The 17307-nt window shown below is 48.9% G+C and carries 16 protein-coding genes and 1 pseudogene; 11 read left to right on the forward strand and 6 right to left on the reverse strand.

Annotated features, from left to right (window positions below):
• Position 1: 1 nt before the first annotated feature.
• A complete protein-coding gene (locus tag BF9343_RS16145) occupies positions 2-1429 on the forward strand; it encodes a TolC family protein (RefSeq protein WP_010993381.1) in 1428 nt (475 codons plus the stop codon).
• 148 nt (positions 1430-1577) lie between these two features.
• Here the strand turns inward: BF9343_RS16145 and BF9343_RS16150 are convergent, their stop codons facing one another.
• Positions 1578-2858, reverse strand: a complete 1281-nt coding sequence (locus BF9343_RS16150; protein WP_005790318.1) for an O-acetylhomoserine aminocarboxypropyltransferase/cysteine synthase family protein — start codon at positions 2856-2858, stop codon at positions 1578-1580.
• Positions 2859-3027: 169 nt separating this feature from the next.
• On the opposite strand from BF9343_RS16150, the gene BF9343_RS16155 reads away from it, so the two are divergent.
• Complete coding sequence (locus tag BF9343_RS16155) at positions 3028-4068, forward strand: N-acetylmuramoyl-L-alanine amidase family protein (RefSeq protein WP_005802501.1); 1041 nt, start codon at positions 3028-3030, stop codon at positions 4066-4068.
• Between the two features lie 127 nt (positions 4069-4195).
• The gene (locus BF9343_RS16160; protein WP_010993382.1) at positions 4196-5152 is read left to right on the forward strand and encodes a homocysteine S-methyltransferase family protein; all 957 of its coding nucleotides are present in this window, start codon (positions 4196-4198) and stop codon (positions 5150-5152) included.
• A gap of 47 nt (positions 5153-5199) precedes the next feature.
• Here the strand turns inward: BF9343_RS16160 and BF9343_RS16165 are convergent, their stop codons facing one another.
• On the reverse strand, positions 5200-6195 hold the full coding sequence (locus BF9343_RS16165; RefSeq protein ID WP_005790325.1) for a hypothetical protein: 996 nt from the start codon (positions 6193-6195) through the stop codon (positions 5200-5202).
• A 156-nt stretch (positions 6196-6351) separates the two neighbouring features.
• On the opposite strand from BF9343_RS16165, the gene BF9343_RS16170 reads away from it, so the two are divergent.
• The 5 genes from BF9343_RS16170 (at position 6352) to BF9343_RS16190 (ending at position 10814) form a co-directional block, all read left to right on the forward strand.
• A complete protein-coding gene (locus tag BF9343_RS16170) occupies positions 6352-6615 on the forward strand; it encodes a hypothetical protein (protein WP_009292712.1) in 264 nt (87 codons plus the stop codon).
• A gap of 101 nt (positions 6616-6716) precedes the next feature.
• Entirely contained in the window at positions 6717-6992 is a 276-nt protein-coding gene (locus BF9343_RS16175; protein ID WP_005790330.1) for a hypothetical protein, read from the forward strand.
• A gap of 294 nt (positions 6993-7286) precedes the next feature.
• A complete protein-coding gene (locus BF9343_RS16180) occupies positions 7287-7721 on the forward strand; it encodes a DUF6078 family protein (protein WP_010993384.1) in 435 nt (144 codons plus the stop codon).
• A 46-nt stretch (positions 7722-7767) separates the two neighbouring features.
• Complete coding sequence (locus BF9343_RS23035; RefSeq protein WP_164088334.1) at positions 7768-7911, forward strand: hypothetical protein; 144 nt, start codon at positions 7768-7770, stop codon at positions 7909-7911.
• A 590-nt stretch (positions 7912-8501) separates the two neighbouring features.
• Positions 8502-10814 carry an ABC transporter permease gene (locus BF9343_RS16190; protein ID WP_010993385.1) on the forward strand — a complete coding sequence of 771 codons (2313 nt, stop codon included), beginning with the start codon at positions 8502-8504 and terminating at the stop codon, positions 10812-10814.
• A gap of 176 nt (positions 10815-10990) precedes the next feature.
• On the opposite strand, the pseudogene BF9343_RS24200 reads toward BF9343_RS16190, so the two are convergent.
• Positions 10991-11261: pseudogene (locus BF9343_RS24200) on the reverse strand (site-specific integrase); the annotation flags it as partial.
• 147 nt (positions 11262-11408) lie between these two features.
• Between BF9343_RS24200 and BF9343_RS16200 the strand changes: the two are divergent.
• On the forward strand, positions 11409-11738 hold the full coding sequence (locus tag BF9343_RS16200) for a DMT family transporter (RefSeq protein WP_005797806.1): 330 nt from the start codon (positions 11409-11411) through the stop codon (positions 11736-11738).
• Between the two features lie 119 nt (positions 11739-11857).
• Here the strand turns inward: BF9343_RS16200 and BF9343_RS16205 are convergent, their stop codons facing one another.
• Complete coding sequence (locus tag BF9343_RS16205; RefSeq protein WP_005790337.1) at positions 11858-12544, reverse strand: HAD family hydrolase; 687 nt, start codon at positions 12542-12544, stop codon at positions 11858-11860.
• A gap of 188 nt (positions 12545-12732) precedes the next feature.
• Here BF9343_RS16205 and BF9343_RS16210 point away from each other — a divergent pair, with 188 nt between their 5' ends.
• Both BF9343_RS16210 and BF9343_RS16215 read left to right on the forward strand, forming a co-directional pair.
• The gene (locus BF9343_RS16210) at positions 12733-13605 is read left to right on the forward strand and encodes a fimbrillin family protein (RefSeq protein WP_005797807.1); all 873 of its coding nucleotides are present in this window, start codon (positions 12733-12735) and stop codon (positions 13603-13605) included.
• Positions 13606-13687: 82 nt separating this feature from the next.
• Positions 13688-14512, forward strand: coding sequence for a fimbrillin family protein (locus tag BF9343_RS16215; RefSeq protein WP_032601254.1), 825 nt, complete (start codon positions 13688-13690; stop codon positions 14510-14512).
• Here BF9343_RS16215 and BF9343_RS16220 read toward each other — a convergent pair whose 3' ends face one another.
• Entirely contained in the window at positions 14513-15301 is a 789-nt protein-coding gene (locus tag BF9343_RS16220; RefSeq protein WP_005790342.1) for a histidine kinase, read from the reverse strand. It abuts the gene before it with no gap.
• A 346-nt stretch (positions 15302-15647) separates the two neighbouring features.
• Positions 15648-17294, reverse strand: a complete 1647-nt coding sequence (locus BF9343_RS16225) for an efflux RND transporter periplasmic adaptor subunit (RefSeq protein ID WP_010993387.1) — start codon at positions 17292-17294, stop codon at positions 15648-15650.
• Positions 17295-17307 lie beyond the last annotated feature (13 nt).

Below are 17307 nucleotides of genomic sequence, written 5' to 3' on the forward strand. Positions count from 1 at the left end.
CATGAAAAAGTTAATCATATCCCTTGCCGCTATCCTCGCCCTAAGCAGTTGCGGCATCTACTCCAAATACAAACCCGTCACGGAGATTCCCGACGGACTTTACGGACACGGAGGAACAGACACCCCCGGGTTGACTTCCGCCGATCCGGAAATCCAACGAAGTGATACTGCCGCCAACTTCGGCAACCTCAGCTGGCAGGAGGTTTTCACCGACCCATATCTGCGCGTACTGATCGACTCTGCCCTCGTGCGCAACACCGATCTGCGCACTGCCCACTTACGGGTGAAAGAGGCTGAAGCTACCTTGCTTTCCGCACGCCTCTCCTATCTGCCGGCTTTTTCACTTTCTCCGCAAGGTACGGCAAGCAGCTTCGATGGCGGAAAAGCTACTCAGACCTATTCACTGCCCGTCAGTGCCAGTTGGGAGATCGATATCTTTGGCCGGCTGACCAATGCCAAACGTCGTGCCCAAGCTGTCGTGGCCCAAAGCCGAGATTATGAACAGGCGGTGCAGACCCAACTGATTGCCGCCGTGGCCAACAACTATTTTACTTTGTTGATGCTCGACGCCCAGATCGAAATCTCCACCGCTACGGAAGCTGCCTGGAAAGAGAGCGTCGCCACCACCCGTGCCATGAAAGCAGCGGGAATGGTGACCGAAGCTGCCTTGTCGCAAACCGAAGCTACTTATTATAATATATGTACGACTCTGCTCGATCTGCAAGAGCAGCTCAACCAAGCCGAGAACGCCCTTTCTTTGCTGCTGGCGGATGTCCCCCACCGTATCCCCCGCGGACGTCTGGCCGACCAACAGCTCCCGGAGAATCTATCGGTAGGCGTACCCCTGCAGATACTCTCCAACCGGCCCGACGTACGCAGTGCCGAACAGTCGCTGGCACAGGCATTCTACACTACCAATGCTGCCCGTTCCGCCTTTTACCCCTCGATCACACTGAGTGGCAGTGCGGGATGGACCAATTCGGCAGGTGCCATGATTGTCAACCCCGGTAAGTTTCTTGCCACAGCAGTAGCCTCTCTTACCCAGCCCTTGTTTAACCGCGGAGCAAACATCGCCCAACTCCGCATAGCCAAGGCGCAGCAGGAAGAGGCACGCCTCAGCTTTGAGCAGACCTTACTCAATGCCGGAAGTGAAGTCAACAATGCTCTGGTACAATATCAGACGGCACGAGACAAATCGGCCTATTTCAACCGTCAGGTAGCCTCTCTGGAGAATGCTGCACGCAGCACGCAACTACTGATGAAGCATGGTAACACGACTTACCTGGAAGTGCTCACCGCACAGCAGACACTGCTTAATGCGCAACTCTCCCAGGTGGCCAACCGCTTTACCGAAATCCAGGGAGTCATCACCTTGTATCAGGCATTGGGAGGGGGCAGGGAAACTGCCTCCGGAGAAAGAAATTCTTAACAGAAGAATACAGCCTAACTTTTCAACCTTTCTTAAATGATGACGACTGTCTGTCCGGTACCTTGTGTACCGGGCTGTACAGAAAAAGCCCGTACTACCTCTTCTCTAACAAAAAGGATGTACGGGCTTTCCTGTTTTAAACGGTATCTTATGCGTTCAGCGCCTGTTCGATGTCCGCGATAATATCATCCGCATTTTCGATTCCCACCGACAAGCGGATCAGATCCGGACGAACACCGGCTTCTATCAATTGTTCGTCTGTCAGCTGGCGATGCGTATGACTGGCGGGATGAAGCACACATGTGCGTGCATCGGCTACATGGGTAACGATGGCCGCCAGCTTCAGCGAATCCATAAATTTGATGGACAACTCACGACCGCCTTTCAAGCCGAAAGAGATCACACCGCACGAGCCATTCGGCATATACTTCTGCGCCAGTTCGTAGTATTTGTTACCCGGCAGACCGCAATAGTTTACCCATGCCACCTTGTCGTTCTGCGCAAGATATTCGGCTACCTTCTGTGCATTGCCACAGTGCTGAGGCATGCGCAAATGCAACGTCTCCAAGCCCAGATTCAGCAAGAAAGCGTTTTGCGGACTTTGAATACTGCCCAGGTCACGCATCAATTGCGCGGTTGCCTTTGTCATATAAGCGCCCTTGCCGAAAGCCTTGGTATAGGTCAGTCCGTGATACGATTCATCCGGTGTGCAGAGTCCCGGGAACTTGTCCGCATGGGCTTCCCAATCGAAGTTTCCGCTGTCTACGATGCAGCCGCCTACACTGGTGGCATGCCCGTCCATGTATTTAGTAGTGGAGTGAACCACGATATCGGCTCCCCACTCAAACGGACGACAGTTGATCGGTGTCGGAAATGTATTATCAACAATCAAAGGCACACCGTGACTATGGGCAATGCGGGCGAATTTCTCAATGTCGAGCACTTCAAGTGACGGATTGGAGATGGTCTCGCCGAACAGTGCTTTCGTATTCGGACGGAAAGCCGCCGAAATCTCTTCTTCACCGGCATCGGGGCTGACGAAAGTGACATCGATACCCAATTTCTTCATCGTCACGCCAAAGAGGTTAAACGTTCCGCCGTAGATGGCCGACGAACAAACAAAATGATCGCCCGCCTGGCAAATGTTGAATATGGCATAGAAATTGGCAGCCTGTCCACTGGAAGTCAACATAGCTCCCACACCTCCTTCGAGAGCGGCGATCTTGGCGGCTACAGCGTCGTTCGTCGGATTTTGCAGACGGGTATAAAAGTAACCGCTGTCTTCAAGATCGAACAAGCGGGCCATCTGCTCACTGGTTTCGTATTTAAAAGTAGTACTTTGATAGATGGGCAGCACGCGCGGCTCGCCCTTTTTCGGAGTCCATCCTGCTTGTACGCACAGGGTTTCGGGCTTGAATTGTTTTGCCATAATGATATTGAGTTTACGATTATATTGCCTTAAAAAAGTTATATCGACGCAAAAGTAGAGAAAATTATTGGTTTAAAAGGCTATCTTTGCGAGCGAAAAAGCAAAAATTCACCTTAGAAGTCAAACAATAGCACAGCAGCCCGAGCCTGCATCTTTTATACGTAGCGATATGAAAAGAAAACTCTGTCTTCTCCTGTTCTTCTGTCTTTTATTGACTGCCCCGGCTTTGCGGGCACAGCAGAAAGCCACTCCCAGATCCGGTGAAGGTATCTCTACCTTCCTCCTGCGCCACAACCGCGCCCCGAAGAAATACTACAATGATTTCATCGAACTCAACAAAGCCAAACTAGGGAAGAGCAGAACTCTTAAAATGGGTGTCACTTACCTGATTCCCCCTGTCAAGAAAGCGTCGGCCGCCACTTCCGGAAAAACGACGGAGGCAGCAGCCGAAAAGACATCCGCACATCACCCGCGCCGTACGGAAGTCAACGAGCCGCTCTTCGGGAAGTGGCTTTCAAATGTCAAGGTCACTTCCAATCGCCTTGCCGGTACCTGCTTCTATGTTGTCAGCGGACATGGCGGTCCCGATCCGGGCGCCATCGGACGCGTTGGCAAACACGAACTCCACGAAGACGAATATGCCTACGACATCGCCCTTCGCCTTGCCCGCAACCTGATGCAGGAGGGTGCCGAAGTACGTATCATCATTCAAGATGCCAAAGACGGCATCCGTGACGAGGCTTATCTCTCGAACAGTAAACGTGAAACCTGCATGGGCTCTCCCATCCCGCTGAACCAGGTACAGCGCCTTCAGCAGCGTTGCGACAAAATCAATGCCCTTTATCGTAAAGACCGCAAGAAGTATAAATACTGCCGCGCCATCTTCATTCATGTGGACAGTCGCAGCAAAGGTACCCAGACCGACGTCTTCTTTTACCACTCCAACCGCAAAGCCGAGAGTAAGCGCCTCGCCAAAAACATGAAGGAAACCTTCGAGTCCAAATACGGCAAGCATCAACCTAACCGGGGGTTTTCGGGCACCGTAAGCGGACGCAACCTCTATGTTCTGGCCCACACCACGCCCGCCTCTGTTTTTGTCGAGTTGGGCAACATCCAGAATACCTTCGACCAGCGTCGCCTGGTGATCCCCTCCAACCGGCAGGCACTCGCCAAATGGTTAATGGAAGGGTTTATAAAAGACTATAAATAAACAGAACCTCTTGTTTTTCTGAAAGATTACAAAAGGATGTGAATGTACTGAGAGCAGATGACCGGAGTGAGCCGATAAATCCTATATTTGTTGCCGGATGTAAAGTAAAACTTTTAAAGTCATTTTTATGGAACAGTTATCTTTTATAGAATCATTCCGGACTTCTCCTTTCATTCTCACCGAAGGCGCTATCGTAGAACGTTTGCGTCACGAGTTTCACATTTCACCGGACAAACACATTGCACATGCCGCACTGATCTACGATGACTCCCATCGTGAGATTCTGGCATCCATCTACCGGCAATACCTGCAGATAGCCACTGAGTTCCGCCTGCCACTGATGCTGATGACTCCCACCCGCAGAGCGAACATCGAGCAAATAGCCGCGTCCGATTACCGGCATAAAAATGTACTGGCGGATACTATGGCCTTTCTCTCCCACTTCCGTGACGAAGCTTCCACTCCCGTATATATCGGCGGACTGGCCGGATGCCGCGGCAATGCGTACGACGGCCGCTACTATCTGTCGGTAGAAGAAGCCATGGAGTTTCATTTCCCGACAGTCCGCACGCTGGCACAGTCGGGGGCGGACTATCTGTTTGCCGGCATCATGCCGCAACTGACAGAAGCCATCGGAATGGCCAATGCCATGGCTGCAACAGGACTGCCTTACATCATCAGCTTCATGGTATGTCGTGACGGACGCCTGATAGACGGTACTTTCATTCATGACGCCATCAATGCCATCGAAAAGGAAACTTCCACCCGTCCACTGTGCTATATGGCCAACTGCGTACATCCCGATGTGTTGCACCAGGCGCTGTTGCATCCCCGGAACGATACGCCTTTGGTGCGTCAGCGCTTTCAGGGTATTCAGGCCAATGCCGCCAACCTCAGCCCGGAGGAACTGGACGGATGCGATCATCTGATTTCTTCTTCACCGGAAGAACTGGCAGACAGACTGATGACACTGCTGTGGGACTTTCCGTTAAAAATCTGCGGAGGCTGTTGCGGAACCAACCAACAGCATATGCACCGTTTCGCAGAAATGCTGGCTTACCGCCGTGACAATAAAGCGTGGTAACTGTCTGCTCCGGTAAACGGGACCGCCCGTGCCGGCAATGCAAACTCTCACTCCTTCCTCCTGCGGTTCAGATATCTGCGCAACAATGTGGGAGTAAAGCAGAAAATCAACTGGGCTTTACTCCACTTGTAGCATTGCTGGAACACAAGCATACCGATAGCGATGAACAGGGCAGCGCCCGCAGCAGCTTGCAGAGGCAGCCAATGCACACCCTCTTGCGGGACTATCAGAGGGATCAACGCCAATGCTCCGGCGGGAGCAAAGTACTTTCCGGTCCACTCGAAGACAGCAAACAAGCAGCAGATGATGAGCAAGGCGACCACCGTTTCGGGCAAATGCAAAAAGGTATGCCCGATGATCTGAAAAGCAGTCCCCAAGGCAGCTCCGGTAACCAAAAACAGAAACACCTGCATGGGGCGGTTTCTGAATCCGGCTTTCGAATTGACAATCTCCGTGAATGTCACGATCAACGGAGGAATAATGAAATAACTGCATCCGCAGGAGATAGAAAGGGCAGCTACCAGTGAAACCCAAAAGAGCAGAGCCGCCCAACGGAAAATCTCCTTTTTCCACTCACGCCCGGGCAGGACGTAATCCGTCTCCCGGCGCAAACCTCCTTTTTCCATCAGCCTCTGTCCGGCAACAAGCACGGCGGAAAGCAGGAAAACGGCCGACGGATAGATCCAGGTTTCAGTGTGCAGCAGCACCGGCAGCATACAAGCCGAAATCAGCGGAATCAGAGTAGCCCGGCTGAACAGCAGGCAGCAGGCGGCAAAGGCAAATGCCAGGCATAAATTGCAGAGCAACGGCAGCGTGGAGTAGCGCACGATACAAACTCCGGCAACAGCCCCTGCTGTCATCAGCCCAATCAGCTGCCAACGCCCGACTTTCCAAACCCGCTTATCGATCACCCACAAGCCGACGGCGAGCGCCGCCATCTCCGGAAAGATAATCTCTTTCTCGCCTGTCCATTCGGCTATGCCCACCATCAGCATCACCATGAAAACAGAGAATACATATCTGACTTTTTTCGTTTTGTCCATCATGAAGTCCAATAAAGATCCGCAAAGATAGTCATTTATCAGGAGGTATCCCTCCCGAATGGCTACCGGATGGAAATTTAACCGTAAAAATTCGACGATCGTCCGATCATAACCGTCCCGGATTTGTTACTACACCAAGTGTAACATCAAATTCTTATGACCATGTCCGATTTCAACCCCAAACCGTCCGACAAACTGACGGCAAGTGAACGTAAAGAACTGGATACCTCCGAGTTCGGCATACCCCAATTAAGAGAGTTCCCCATCCACGACGCCGCCCATGTACGCGCGGCAGAAGCCTACTTCAGGTATGCGCCCGAAGAGTATAAAGCGCAGTTGGCACGGAACATCCTGGCCAAAGCACATCTGCTGGGAGTGAACGTAAAAAGCCCCACCATCCTGGAGTGGGCGGAGAAATAACCGGAAATAAAAGCAATAAGGCAGGCGCGCGAAGAAAGATTCCCGGATTATTTCCTACTTTTGTACCCATATACCCCCTCACTTTATAAAAACTGTTGTATATGAGTTTCTCAGGATTCGTTTTTGATATGATCAGGCGCAATAAGGAGAACAGAGACCTGCTTACTCTGCGCCGGGAACGGATGAAGGACCTTCAAGGTAAAATGTACCGGAAAGGGACGCTTCAAAATCCGAATGTAACCCTGGAAGAACTGGAGAAGATAGAAAAGGCCACCCGTGAAAAGGAAAAAGCGGAAACACAATATTATCTGCGCGCCACGCTGATCTTCCTGACCGTGACAGCCATACTGGCACTCATACTCTGGTGGATATTGTAGCACTGTCCCCGCTTTAGAGAACCGTCGGTTCCACATCCGTTACCGTTCACCTCCTCATACCTTTATTCAACCGATTATGAACACAAAGACATACCCTTGGCTGCGTACGGCCGCATCGGTGAAACGATAAAAGAGAATGCTCAGGACTACGGACGGTGTCTGCCCTTCTGAAAACGAACGGGACTTATTTGTAACCGGTATGAAAATATTCTTTCATGCCGGGATGATATTCGTCGGATAAACACTACCTTTGTTGGAATACAACGTTTCTAACCTAATATCAATCCATATAACATGACTCCAGATTTCGATTACAGTGAAGTGCCTTTCGGATTCAACTATTGCCTCAACAAATCATGTAAGCAAGCCTCCACGTGCCTGCGCTACCGGTTGTACACTCATATTCCGGAAGCTTGCCAGACCATAAGAATAATCAACCCCGTTTACGCCGCCACCATCGACAACGTGTGCCCTTTCTTCATGCCCGACAAGAAAGTGCGGTATGCCTTAGGCATCACCCATTTGCTGGATCATGTGCCTTACAGTGACGCAGTCAGCATCAAAAGACAAATGCTGGCACACTTCAAGCAGGCCACTTATTATCGTTGCCGCCGCAAAGAACGGATGCTCGATCCTTCCGAACAGGAATACATCCGTAAATTATTTGTCAGTAAAGGAATCAAAGAACTACCGGTATATGATGAATACATAGAAAAGTACGACTGGTAGCACAAGCATTTATAAAGAAACCGGCAACTTCGGTAAAGGGAAAGGATTGCTTCATAAAAGAGAAACGAATGCTTTGTCAAAGGAGAGAAAACGCCTTGTTGAAAGGGAATGGCAGACCTCTCCCAAAGGAAAAATCGCACGACCCAAAGAAGGCAGTCAGCCTGCCGAAGAGAAAAAATCTACTATCTGAAAGGGAGCAATCACTTCAACAAAAGGGGAATAGTGCCCTCTTCAAAGAAAAATAATCGATCTGTCATAGAAAAGCAGTTGCCTCACCACAGAAAAAGAGCTGCTTCACCACCCAAGAACAGTTGCTTCACCACAGAAAAACAGACATTTAACCGATGACAAACAGATATTGCTTCCATGGCAAATCATCATTTAAATGAAGAGAAACCTTCCACTAAAGTGTCACAATCTTTACTTCTAGGCGACAACTTTTTGTCGCCCGAGAGAAAAAAGTTTTTCACCTACACGACACAAAGTGAAACAATAGAGAAAGGAATAAATACATCTCCATCTACCGGATTCTTCCACTGAATTCTTCCAATAAACTTATCGGATTCTATATTCAAAATAAGATTGCGAATGTACCGTTTTTTACAGAAGCTCCGATTCAATATCCAAGGGTAGCCGGATGTAATTGTGCGATAGTGAACTGCCTTTGTGCGTGTCCGCACAATAGCAAAAGAATGTTCAGGAATATATTGTATTATATAATAGCCATTTAGCGATATGGCATGATTCTTGCAAGCATAAAGAAAAAACAGTAATAGAACCATGATCAAGCATTACTTGAAAGTAGCATTACGCAATTTGATGAACTTTAAAGTTCATAGTCTTATTTCGGCTATTTGTTTAGCGATAGGTATCACCTGCTTCAGTATGATGAATTATTTTATTGATGCCATAACGGGTAAAGTAGAACTGTCCGATAATAATAAATACAGCATCCGGTTGTCCGGAGCATCTTCCCAGACAGCCGCCGATATCTATTTGTTTAAGGAGGATTTTGATTATCTGAAAGAGTTGCCGATAGCAGGCATAGATACCCTTGTGGCTTTTTCCTCTTATAGCAATGGAAAAGAGATTACGGCCATCGACCAAAAACAACGGGAACTGCCGTTTTTGGTGTCGTTCCAAAATGTATCATCCAATTATTTCACCTATAATTCGCTCCAATTGAAGTATGGCAATCAAGAGATAACAGCTCCCGACGAGGTGATCGTCTCCCGATCGTTTGCCCGGAAAGCATTTGGAGAAGAGAATCCGATAGGCCAGGTCATCCGTCAGGAAACAGAGGCTGCCAACCCGTCTGATCTTATGGTGTATAAAATTGTCAATGTTGCTTTGACAGAAGAAAAAGATTCTCATGGGAAAACGATCGATTGTTATTTTCCCTTGTCTGCAAAATCCCGTACTCCACTCTGCATCAGATCACGTCTCACCGGACAAACCACGACCGAAAGCCTGAATAAACAGTTAAAAGGCCTGACCTGGAAGCATGGAGACCAGGATATCTATTTATATGCCTCCCTGGAGTCGGAACAGAATAGCAGTGTTCAAAGAACGATAAGCATTCTGCTCGCCCGGTTTATAGCTTCGCTGATCTTATTGTCTGGTTTGATCAATTTTCTGAAATTCATTATCCAGATGTTCTATAACCGGCAACGAGAACTGGTGCTTCGCAAATGTATCGGTTCGGACATCAAAGGATTGTTTGCCTTGCTTTTCGCCGAAATCTTCTGGATGCTATCTGTCGCTTTCCTTCTGTCCTTGGCCGTGACGGAAATCACGCTCTCTCTGGTATATACGTACATCCGTCCGGAAGACATGATCTCATTCTCCCTGGTAGACTTGTATGGTTCACAGTTAGGTTTGTACCTCGCTTTGTTGTTGATCTGCATGCTCGCCATTCTTTATCCTATCTATCGGTTACGCCGGTTGAGTGTCCTCCATTCGGTCGTGCAGAGACAGAAGCGGCACGTGTTCCGCAATTTCATGATTGCTCTACAATTGGCGATCTCCATCCTTTTCACAGGCGGTGTATTCGGCATAACGCTTTTGTTCAATGAGATGTTTGAAGGAATGTACCGTCCTTTGAGCACGGAAGAAGAGAACCGGGTGATTTCAATATCGGTCAATACCATATGCATGCAGAAAAACATGGATGCCATTCTTTCGGATATCCAGTCTTTGTCCGAGATAACCGATCGGACATCCGCCTTCAATACCTTCGATGCCGATGTTTATACTTATATGACCTATATGAAAGACGGAAAGCCGAGAGGAAATGTGATGATGATCCAAGCAGAGCCTCATTATTTTGAGTTCTTCAAGATCCCGTTCTCCGGAAAATTAGTAGATAAGGATGCTCAAGGCTTTGTTTATATAAGCGAACAGTTTAAAGAACAATTGCAAAGGGATAGTATAGCAGGTAGTGTCACGTTGGATGGCAAAGAATACCGGATTGCCGGGACTTACCGTGCACTGAACAGGGAAGATACTCAGAGCAGTTCAGTCGGTTCTGTCTTTCTAGTTAACCCGCAAGCCTACACCTATTACTTCAAAACTCTCCATTCCGATATTACTCCGGTCGCCCTGGAAAAGATAACGGAGATCTGCCGGCGTTATGTACCCGAGACATTGCCTCTTAACATTCGTAATACGGGTGATTCCAAACAGTCCGTCATGGGAACTGTAGCACTCTTGCAGACAGCATCCCTGTTGTTGGCGATAGTCAGTATCCTCCTGTTGATATTAAGTATTTATTCCGGAATCTCCATGGATGTGATAAATCGGCAAAAAGAAGTAGCCATCCGAAAAATAAACGGAGCCACCCCGAGAGTGATTGCCCTGTTATTCGGCAAAATCTATTTGATTATTTATCTTTCTGTCTTCGTCATTATCTATCCGCTGGTACGATTGGTGTTGATAAGCATCGCACAAAAAAGCAATCTGCAAAGCATATATAGTTGGAGCTGGGGAGTCCTGTTGTTCTTCACAATGGCTCTTTTGATCTTTTTGGTTACGGCATACAAGATTTATAAAGTAATGCACCTGAATCCGGCAAGCGTCTTGAAAAAGGAATAAAAACGATCTCTATTGCGCCTGCCCGTTATAAGGTCAAAATGAGGAGATGTGTCAAGACTCGTATTCACCACAGGTTACACGGATGTATACAGATAAGCAGTATTGGTTATCAGCAGATAAAAAAATCGTTTAGTGTAAATCTGTGCAATCCTGTGTGGTGAGTTATGAAACCCTCTCCTTTCCTGTGCGATGCACAATAACCATGTCAGGGTGTTGATGCGCCCCAAGGCTGTGGTATTTGCATTTCCTGCTGTTCCGGGCATCCATGTGTAACAGTCCTCAATGAACGGCTTTTCAAGTTCACCAATAGCTACATCTTCAATGTTCTTTCGGGTTTTCATGAAAAGGCAAAAGACTTTTGTAGTCGGCAACCGGTTCACAACAGATGTCTTCCGCTTTTCCTTTACCTATCTTTTCCTCATGCTATTCAAGCTGTTCTTTGAAAACAACTACTTGTTTTTTAGCATGCTTACGTTATCTTTGCACATCTTTTAGAAATAGAAAGTTTAAAAGGAAAATGCCGGATTCCTTTATCCGATCTATTTGTCTCCTTTACTTTTATCCCTATCTTTACGGCCCTAAACAATAAATGATATGAACTGGATTATCCTAACGATTGCCGGATGCTTTGAAGTACTGTTCACTTTCTGCATGGGAAAAGTGAAAGAAACAACCGGAACAGAAATGTACTTATGGTTTACCGGATTCCTGATTGCAACCCTGATCAGCATGCTGTTACTGGTGAAAGCAACACACAATCTTCCCATCGGCACAGCCTATGCCGTATGGACGGGGATAGGTGCCGTGGGTACGGTACTTGTAGGTATTCTGGTATTCAAAGAACCTGCCGGCTTCTGGAGGCTCTTCTTTATAGTGATGTTAATCGGTTCGATTATCGGATTGAAGATGGTGTCGCACGGATAGAGAGGAGTAATCTGTAACATACGGTTCCGTTGACGGAAACTTTGGAAATGTGGTTACTGCTTTGGAAGTACACCGCCTACTCTTCAAAGTCATTCTCTTGTGCAACCTCGTTTTCTGCTTTATCCTCTCAGCACTGCCGGCAATTCCGCCAACGAATGAATCATCAAATACTCTCGCTCCGTCCCGGAGATCACCTCGTGTTTCCACATAGCTTCGGCCGGCACATGAATGGCATGCCCACCCAATGACAATACCGGAAGCACGTCCGATTTCAGCGAGTTACCCACCATTAAAAAAGATTGTGGAGCAACGTCCAGTGAAGAGATCAGCCGCTGATAATCCTGCGGTGCCTTGTCGGTCATGATCTCCGTATGATCAAAATAATGGGAGATTCCCGAACGTTGCAGTTTACGTTCCTGATCCAGCAGGTCGCCCTTGGTCGCTACAACCAGTTTATAGTCATCCTTCAGTGTCTCAAGCGCTTCCGTCACCCCGCCGAGCAGACGGATAGGCATCTCCAACAGTTCTTTTCCCATCTCCACGATGCGTCCGATCACTTCGGCAGGCACCCGGTTCCGGCTAATCTTCACGGCAGCCTCCACCATGGAGAGCGTGAACGGCTTAGCCCCGTATTTATAGATATCCATATTCTCCATCTCTATGGCGAATAGGCGGGACGAGATTTCTTCCGCCGTTCCATACCCGGCAAGTAAATGGCAAAATTCACTCTCAACCTTGTCGTAAAACACCTGATTATCCCATAATGTATCGTCCGCATCGAATGCGATCACTTTAATTTGCTGCATGTCTCTCTCTTTTGATTCCTGCAAAAATACGCTTATAAAATGAAAGCAGCCTGCATCCGGTAAATAAAATTAAGTTCTTTTCCAGATTCAAGAACCAACACATACGGCTTTTGTTATTACCGCATAATCAGAGATGTTCAATTTTCAAACAGTAAAATCAATGTATGATAACCTAAAACAACAGAAGTATGAAAAAGTTAATGTTTGCTGTAATAGCTTGCGCGATGGGCCTTTCGGGCTGCTCTTCGGAGGATGACTGTGCTACCAATCCCGAACCTGCGGGAGATGTGACGGAAATCAAATTAAGTGCCGGTATCCAAGGAGTGGCAACCCGCACCCCGGTATCGACCAATGACAATATAACGGCTCCGTTTGTGGCCTCCGCCACCACCGGAGACTATACGACGAATGCATGGAGTTCCACCGTGACGTTTGTGGCATCGCCCACACCGACAGCCGCACTCTCTTTCAGCCCGGCACGGTATTATCCGGTGGATAATTCTCCCATCTATATCAGAGGTTACTACCCGGCAGGGACACTTTCCGGCAAAACAGTTACGCTGGCTGGCGATGGGACAGAAGACGTGATGCTCACCGCTCAAGCCTCAGGGACGAAAGCGACTGCAGGAGCACTGTCGTTTGTCTTCAACCATCTGCTGACGCAATTGCAATTCAAACTTGTGGCCGGTGCAGGATATCCGGCATCGGGTGTCAACGTGACCAGTCTTGTCATCAAGCAACAAAAGACACCTGCCACACTGGACCTGAATACATCCAGCCTGACGTATACCACCAAAGACCTTACCCTTTCGGGTACATTCCCCATCCTAACGGCCGGAAGTACAATCAACAACTATCCGATGGTGAAAAGCGGCGAAGCCCTCACGGTGGCAGTCACCACAAGTGACGGAGTGACTTATCCCGAATCTACCATCTCGGTCACTACCGAAGTCGGAAAATCACATTTAATCACCCTTACCTTTACGCCGAAGGAAATCACGTCCTCTATCAGTGTGACAGCCTGGCAGACAGGAGGAACCGGATCGTCCACATTACAATAAACGTTCTCATAACACGCAGGTTGTGCAGGAGATGGCGACAGCTATATCCGCGCAATCTGTCACATCAAGAAAGAAAGGGGCGATGAAACGGACTATCCTCATCTTATTGGGCTGGATGCTGCTCTCGCAAGGATGCAGCTATGGTGTGGGCGACGACTGCCTCCCACCCGAAGAACCTGTACCCATACGGATGGCGATTGCAGAAGGAAAACTCTCCACGCGGGCACCTGTCACAACGATCGATGCAAGCAATCTGTCGAATGTCGGCATTTACGCAGTCAGCGAAGGGAGCATAGCCGGGCAATATCCCTGGACATCCACTCCTTTCGCCCTGAATCTGGTACCGAGCGGCATCAGCGGCAGCCAGCTCTCTTTCAACCCCAAACTCTATTATCCATTGGGAGGGAAACGGGTCATTTTCTACAGTTATTATCCGCGCACGACAGCCACAAGCGGCAGCAATTACATCACGGCTCCGGGCAACGGTGTCGCCCCTGCCTATCATTTCACGCTGACGGGAACAGAAGACATCATGTATGCCGCAGGCACTCCCACAGGAAGTACCAGCACCATGCCCGTCAGCCTGACATTCAACCATGTGTTGACCCAACTCCAACTGAACACTTCTCTATTGGGCGCACTGTCCAGCATCAAGCTGCTGGGTGTGTACAATAAAGGTATGCTCGACATCGGCAACGGAAATGTCACCTACGACAGTTCCACGACGGATATCACATTGACCGTTCCCCTTCTAGGTTCGGTTACCAATACCGTAATGGTTCCTGCCGGAGTAGCAAGTTATAAGGTAGAAGTCGTTCTGCTGCTTTCGCTGTTGAAAAGGACATATCTGGTGAAACCCACTTCGGGTAATTTCCAACCGGGGGTAATTTATACGATCAGTCTCTGATCAGGAAAAGAGTAACGACAGGAAGTTTGCATTCTCCTCCTGCTCTCCGTCTTCCGGATTATGGCTGTAGCCGTTCTCCATCAACAAGTCACGGTATATCAGGCAGAGCTGCATGGGTGAGTGGTAAGGCTCGTATGTGCTGACCGGAAGTTGCGACACCGCATGCAGGGCATCTGCTATTTTCATTGCCATCCGCCTGTTCTCCTGTATCCGGTGGAAACACTCTTCCCGCTCCTCTACACTTTCGGCATGTACCATCTGCGACGCAAGTTCTTCTATTCGGTTGAGAGGTCCCCGCAGCTCCCTGCTGACGTGGGCAAAAAAGGCTGAGCGCAACCGGTCCGCCTGTTCGGTGCGCTCCTTCTCTATACACAGACGGTTGGCTTCCATCACCTGTGCGGTTATATTCTTGACGTATCCTTTCAGATAATAGAATCCATTGCCCAGCGGTTGGCAGGTCACAACATGATTTTCAAGATAAAAGTCCTCTCCGTTGCCATGAATCTTATAACGGATTCCTTCCTGGGGAGGACGCCCGGCATGAATGTCGGCCATAAATTGAGTGACGGTCTGCAGATCTTCACCGTTCATCAATTTCAGATAATCCGCTGGATCGACATACTGCAATTCGTCGTGCCGATGGATGGTATCGGCGAATCCAATGTAACGTAATCTTCCCGTTTCGGTACTGTATGTCCACATACCAACTCCTGCTATTTTCAGCATTTCCAGCAATACCTTTTCCCTGAAAAGGGCATCAAGGCTCTCTTTACGATGTTTTTTAGCCATTCTGTAATGATTATGAATACTTAGATGGTCCTGAGTTGTTTTACAGTTAAATCTATTTTATAAGTCCATTGTCTATCCAATTGCATAGTACACATCCGAAAGATGTTTGTTGAAGTACAACAATCGGGAAAAGAAAAGGTTCGGTAGCGGTCCTCTACTTTCCGGATGAGGAGCAGGCTGCTAAAAAGAGGATGTGTCAAGACTCCTGCTCACCACTGATTGCAGCGATTGACACAGATAAACATCATTAGTTATCAATAGATTAAGTTCGCTCTACAGAACTCAGTGTTGCTCTGTGGTGAATTTTGACACATCCCCCTATCTTCTATCCTACGCTGTGACAGCGTTACTCATCCCGATATTTGCAGCAGCCGGGCAGAGCATCGTAAACTGCTTTGACAGCCTTGTACTTATCCGTATCATGACCCGCTGCGGCAATGGCTTTGGCAACGGCGTCGGCCGATGTTTCTGACGGGTCGAGTTGCAGGTGGATCATTTGTTTCTCCCGGTCCCAATGAGCGGACCGGACACCGGAGACACCTTTAGCGGCTGTTTCGATGCGTTCCTTGCACATATCGCAAGAACCACGGACGGCAAACGGTACGTGTTCACTTTCCTGAGAGACAGCATGACTGCCAGACATACCGGACATGCTGTGTCCTTGGTGTCCGGTCATGGGAGCAGTTCCCGGAGCATCTTCGTTCATCATTGAGCGTTTGCCTTCGAGTTGCGCACTGGCATCGATGGAGAAGACTCCGTTGGTCACAATCTCCTCACCATCGGAAAGTCCGTCGAGAACCACATAGGCTCCGCCAAGAGCGGGGCCAAGGGTGACTTCACGCATCCGGAAGGTGGGAGTATCCGTATCGGGCAGGCGCACATAGACCACAGCACGCTTGCCGGTCCAGAGGACAGCCGTTTGCGGAACAACAATCCGGTCTTTATACCCCTTTAGAGGAGCAGCAACCTGGGCAGTAGCATACATTTCGGGCTTCATCTCCAGAGTGGGATTGGCTACATCCACGCGGACCCGGGCCGTGCGCGTAGTGGCATTAAGAATGGGATCGATGAATGAAATACGCCCGGAATACGTCTTTCCGGGAAAGGCAGAAAGAGTAAACTCCACCTGGTCGCCTTTGGCAAGAAAAGGTAAATCCACCTCAAAAGCGTCGAACATGGCCCACACACGGGAGAGGTTGGCAATATCGAAAAGAATGCTCCCCTGTGAAACATAGTCGCCCCGGTTAACCCGCTTGGCAATGACGATCCCATTCGTGTTGGATTTAATCTCTACCATAGGAGACGCCTGGCCGGAATATTGGATAGCGTCGATCTGGGCATCCGTCAAGTTCCAAAGGCGGAGTTTCTCGCGGGCAGCCTGCACAAGAGCGGGTTGCTGCATACGGACCGCTTCGAGCAATTCCTGCTGGGCGGTGAAAAGTTCAGGCGAATAAAGAGTAGCAAGTGTCTGCCCGGCACGTACGGTCTCGCCGGTGAACTCGATGTCAAGCCGTTCAATACGTCCGCCTACATAAGCTGTCTGCGACTGCAAACTACGTTCGTCCGGAATAATCTTACCGTACAGCCGGACTTGCTTCACGGGGTTACTGCGACTGACACGGGTAGTCTGAACATCGGCGAGAGCCATGGCCTCATCAGAGAGCCGGATGGCATCGGGATCGGAAACAGCATCACCTCCAGAAATAACGTTCTTCTTAAGAGGGATCAGGTCCATACCGCAGATAGGGCATTTGCCGGGTTTGTCCTGACGAATCTGCGGATGCATGGAGCAGGTCCAGACACCGGATTCGTCCTGCACCAGATCATGAGACGTTCCATGCATATCATGGTTATGAGCTTCAGCATGTGTTCCCCCGGCAGACTCCGGAGAAGATGAAGGGCTGAACAAAAGCCATCCCAGCACAAAGCCGGCAAGGGCAATCAGGGGATAAAGTACTTGCTTCTTACGAAGAATATCTGATATCTTTTTCATACAATTACTATTT

This window comes from Bacteroides fragilis NCTC 9343 (genome assembly GCF_000025985.1).
GTDB classification, from domain to species: domain Bacteria; phylum Bacteroidota; class Bacteroidia; order Bacteroidales; family Bacteroidaceae; genus Bacteroides; species Bacteroides fragilis.

Bases quoted from the DNA above. Each gene is read 5' to 3' on its own strand.
- BF9343_RS16205 (WP_005790337.1), bottom strand. From the start codon at position 12,544: ATGCAGCAAATTAAAGTGATCGCATTCGATGCGGACGATACATTATGG.
- BF9343_RS16155 (WP_005802501.1), top strand. From the start codon at position 3,028: ATGAAAAGAAAACTCTGTCTTCTCCTGTTCTTCTGTCTTTTATTGACT.
- BF9343_RS16200 (WP_005797806.1), top strand. From the start codon at position 11,409: ATGAACTGGATTATCCTAACGATTGCCGGATGCTTTGAAGTACTGTTC.
- BF9343_RS16180 (WP_010993384.1), top strand. From the start codon at position 7,287: ATGACTCCAGATTTCGATTACAGTGAAGTGCCTTTCGGATTCAACTAT.
- BF9343_RS16150 (WP_005790318.1), bottom strand. From the start codon at position 2,858: ATGGCAAAACAATTCAAGCCCGAAACCCTGTGCGTACAAGCAGGATGG.
- BF9343_RS16190 (WP_010993385.1), top strand. From the start codon at position 8,502: ATGATCAAGCATTACTTGAAAGTAGCATTACGCAATTTGATGAACTTT.
- BF9343_RS16220 (WP_005790342.1), bottom strand. From the start codon at position 15,301: ATGGCTAAAAAACATCGTAAAGAGAGCCTTGATGCCCTTTTCAGGGAA.
- BF9343_RS16145 (WP_010993381.1), top strand. From the start codon at position 2: ATGAAAAAGTTAATCATATCCCTTGCCGCTATCCTCGCCCTAAGCAGT.
- BF9343_RS16210 (WP_005797807.1), top strand. From the start codon at position 12,733: ATGAAAAAGTTAATGTTTGCTGTAATAGCTTGCGCGATGGGCCTTTCG.
- BF9343_RS16215 (WP_032601254.1), top strand. From the start codon at position 13,688: ATGAAACGGACTATCCTCATCTTATTGGGCTGGATGCTGCTCTCGCAA.
- BF9343_RS16225 (WP_010993387.1), bottom strand. From the start codon at position 17,294: ATGAAAAAGATATCAGATATTCTTCGTAAGAAGCAAGTACTTTATCCC.
- BF9343_RS16165 (WP_005790325.1), bottom strand. From the start codon at position 6,195: ATGGACAAAACGAAAAAAGTCAGATATGTATTCTCTGTTTTCATGGTG.
- BF9343_RS16160 (WP_010993382.1), top strand. From the start codon at position 4,196: ATGGAACAGTTATCTTTTATAGAATCATTCCGGACTTCTCCTTTCATT.
- BF9343_RS16170 (WP_009292712.1), top strand. From the start codon at position 6,352: ATGACCATGTCCGATTTCAACCCCAAACCGTCCGACAAACTGACGGCA.
- BF9343_RS16175 (WP_005790330.1), top strand. From the start codon at position 6,717: ATGAGTTTCTCAGGATTCGTTTTTGATATGATCAGGCGCAATAAGGAG.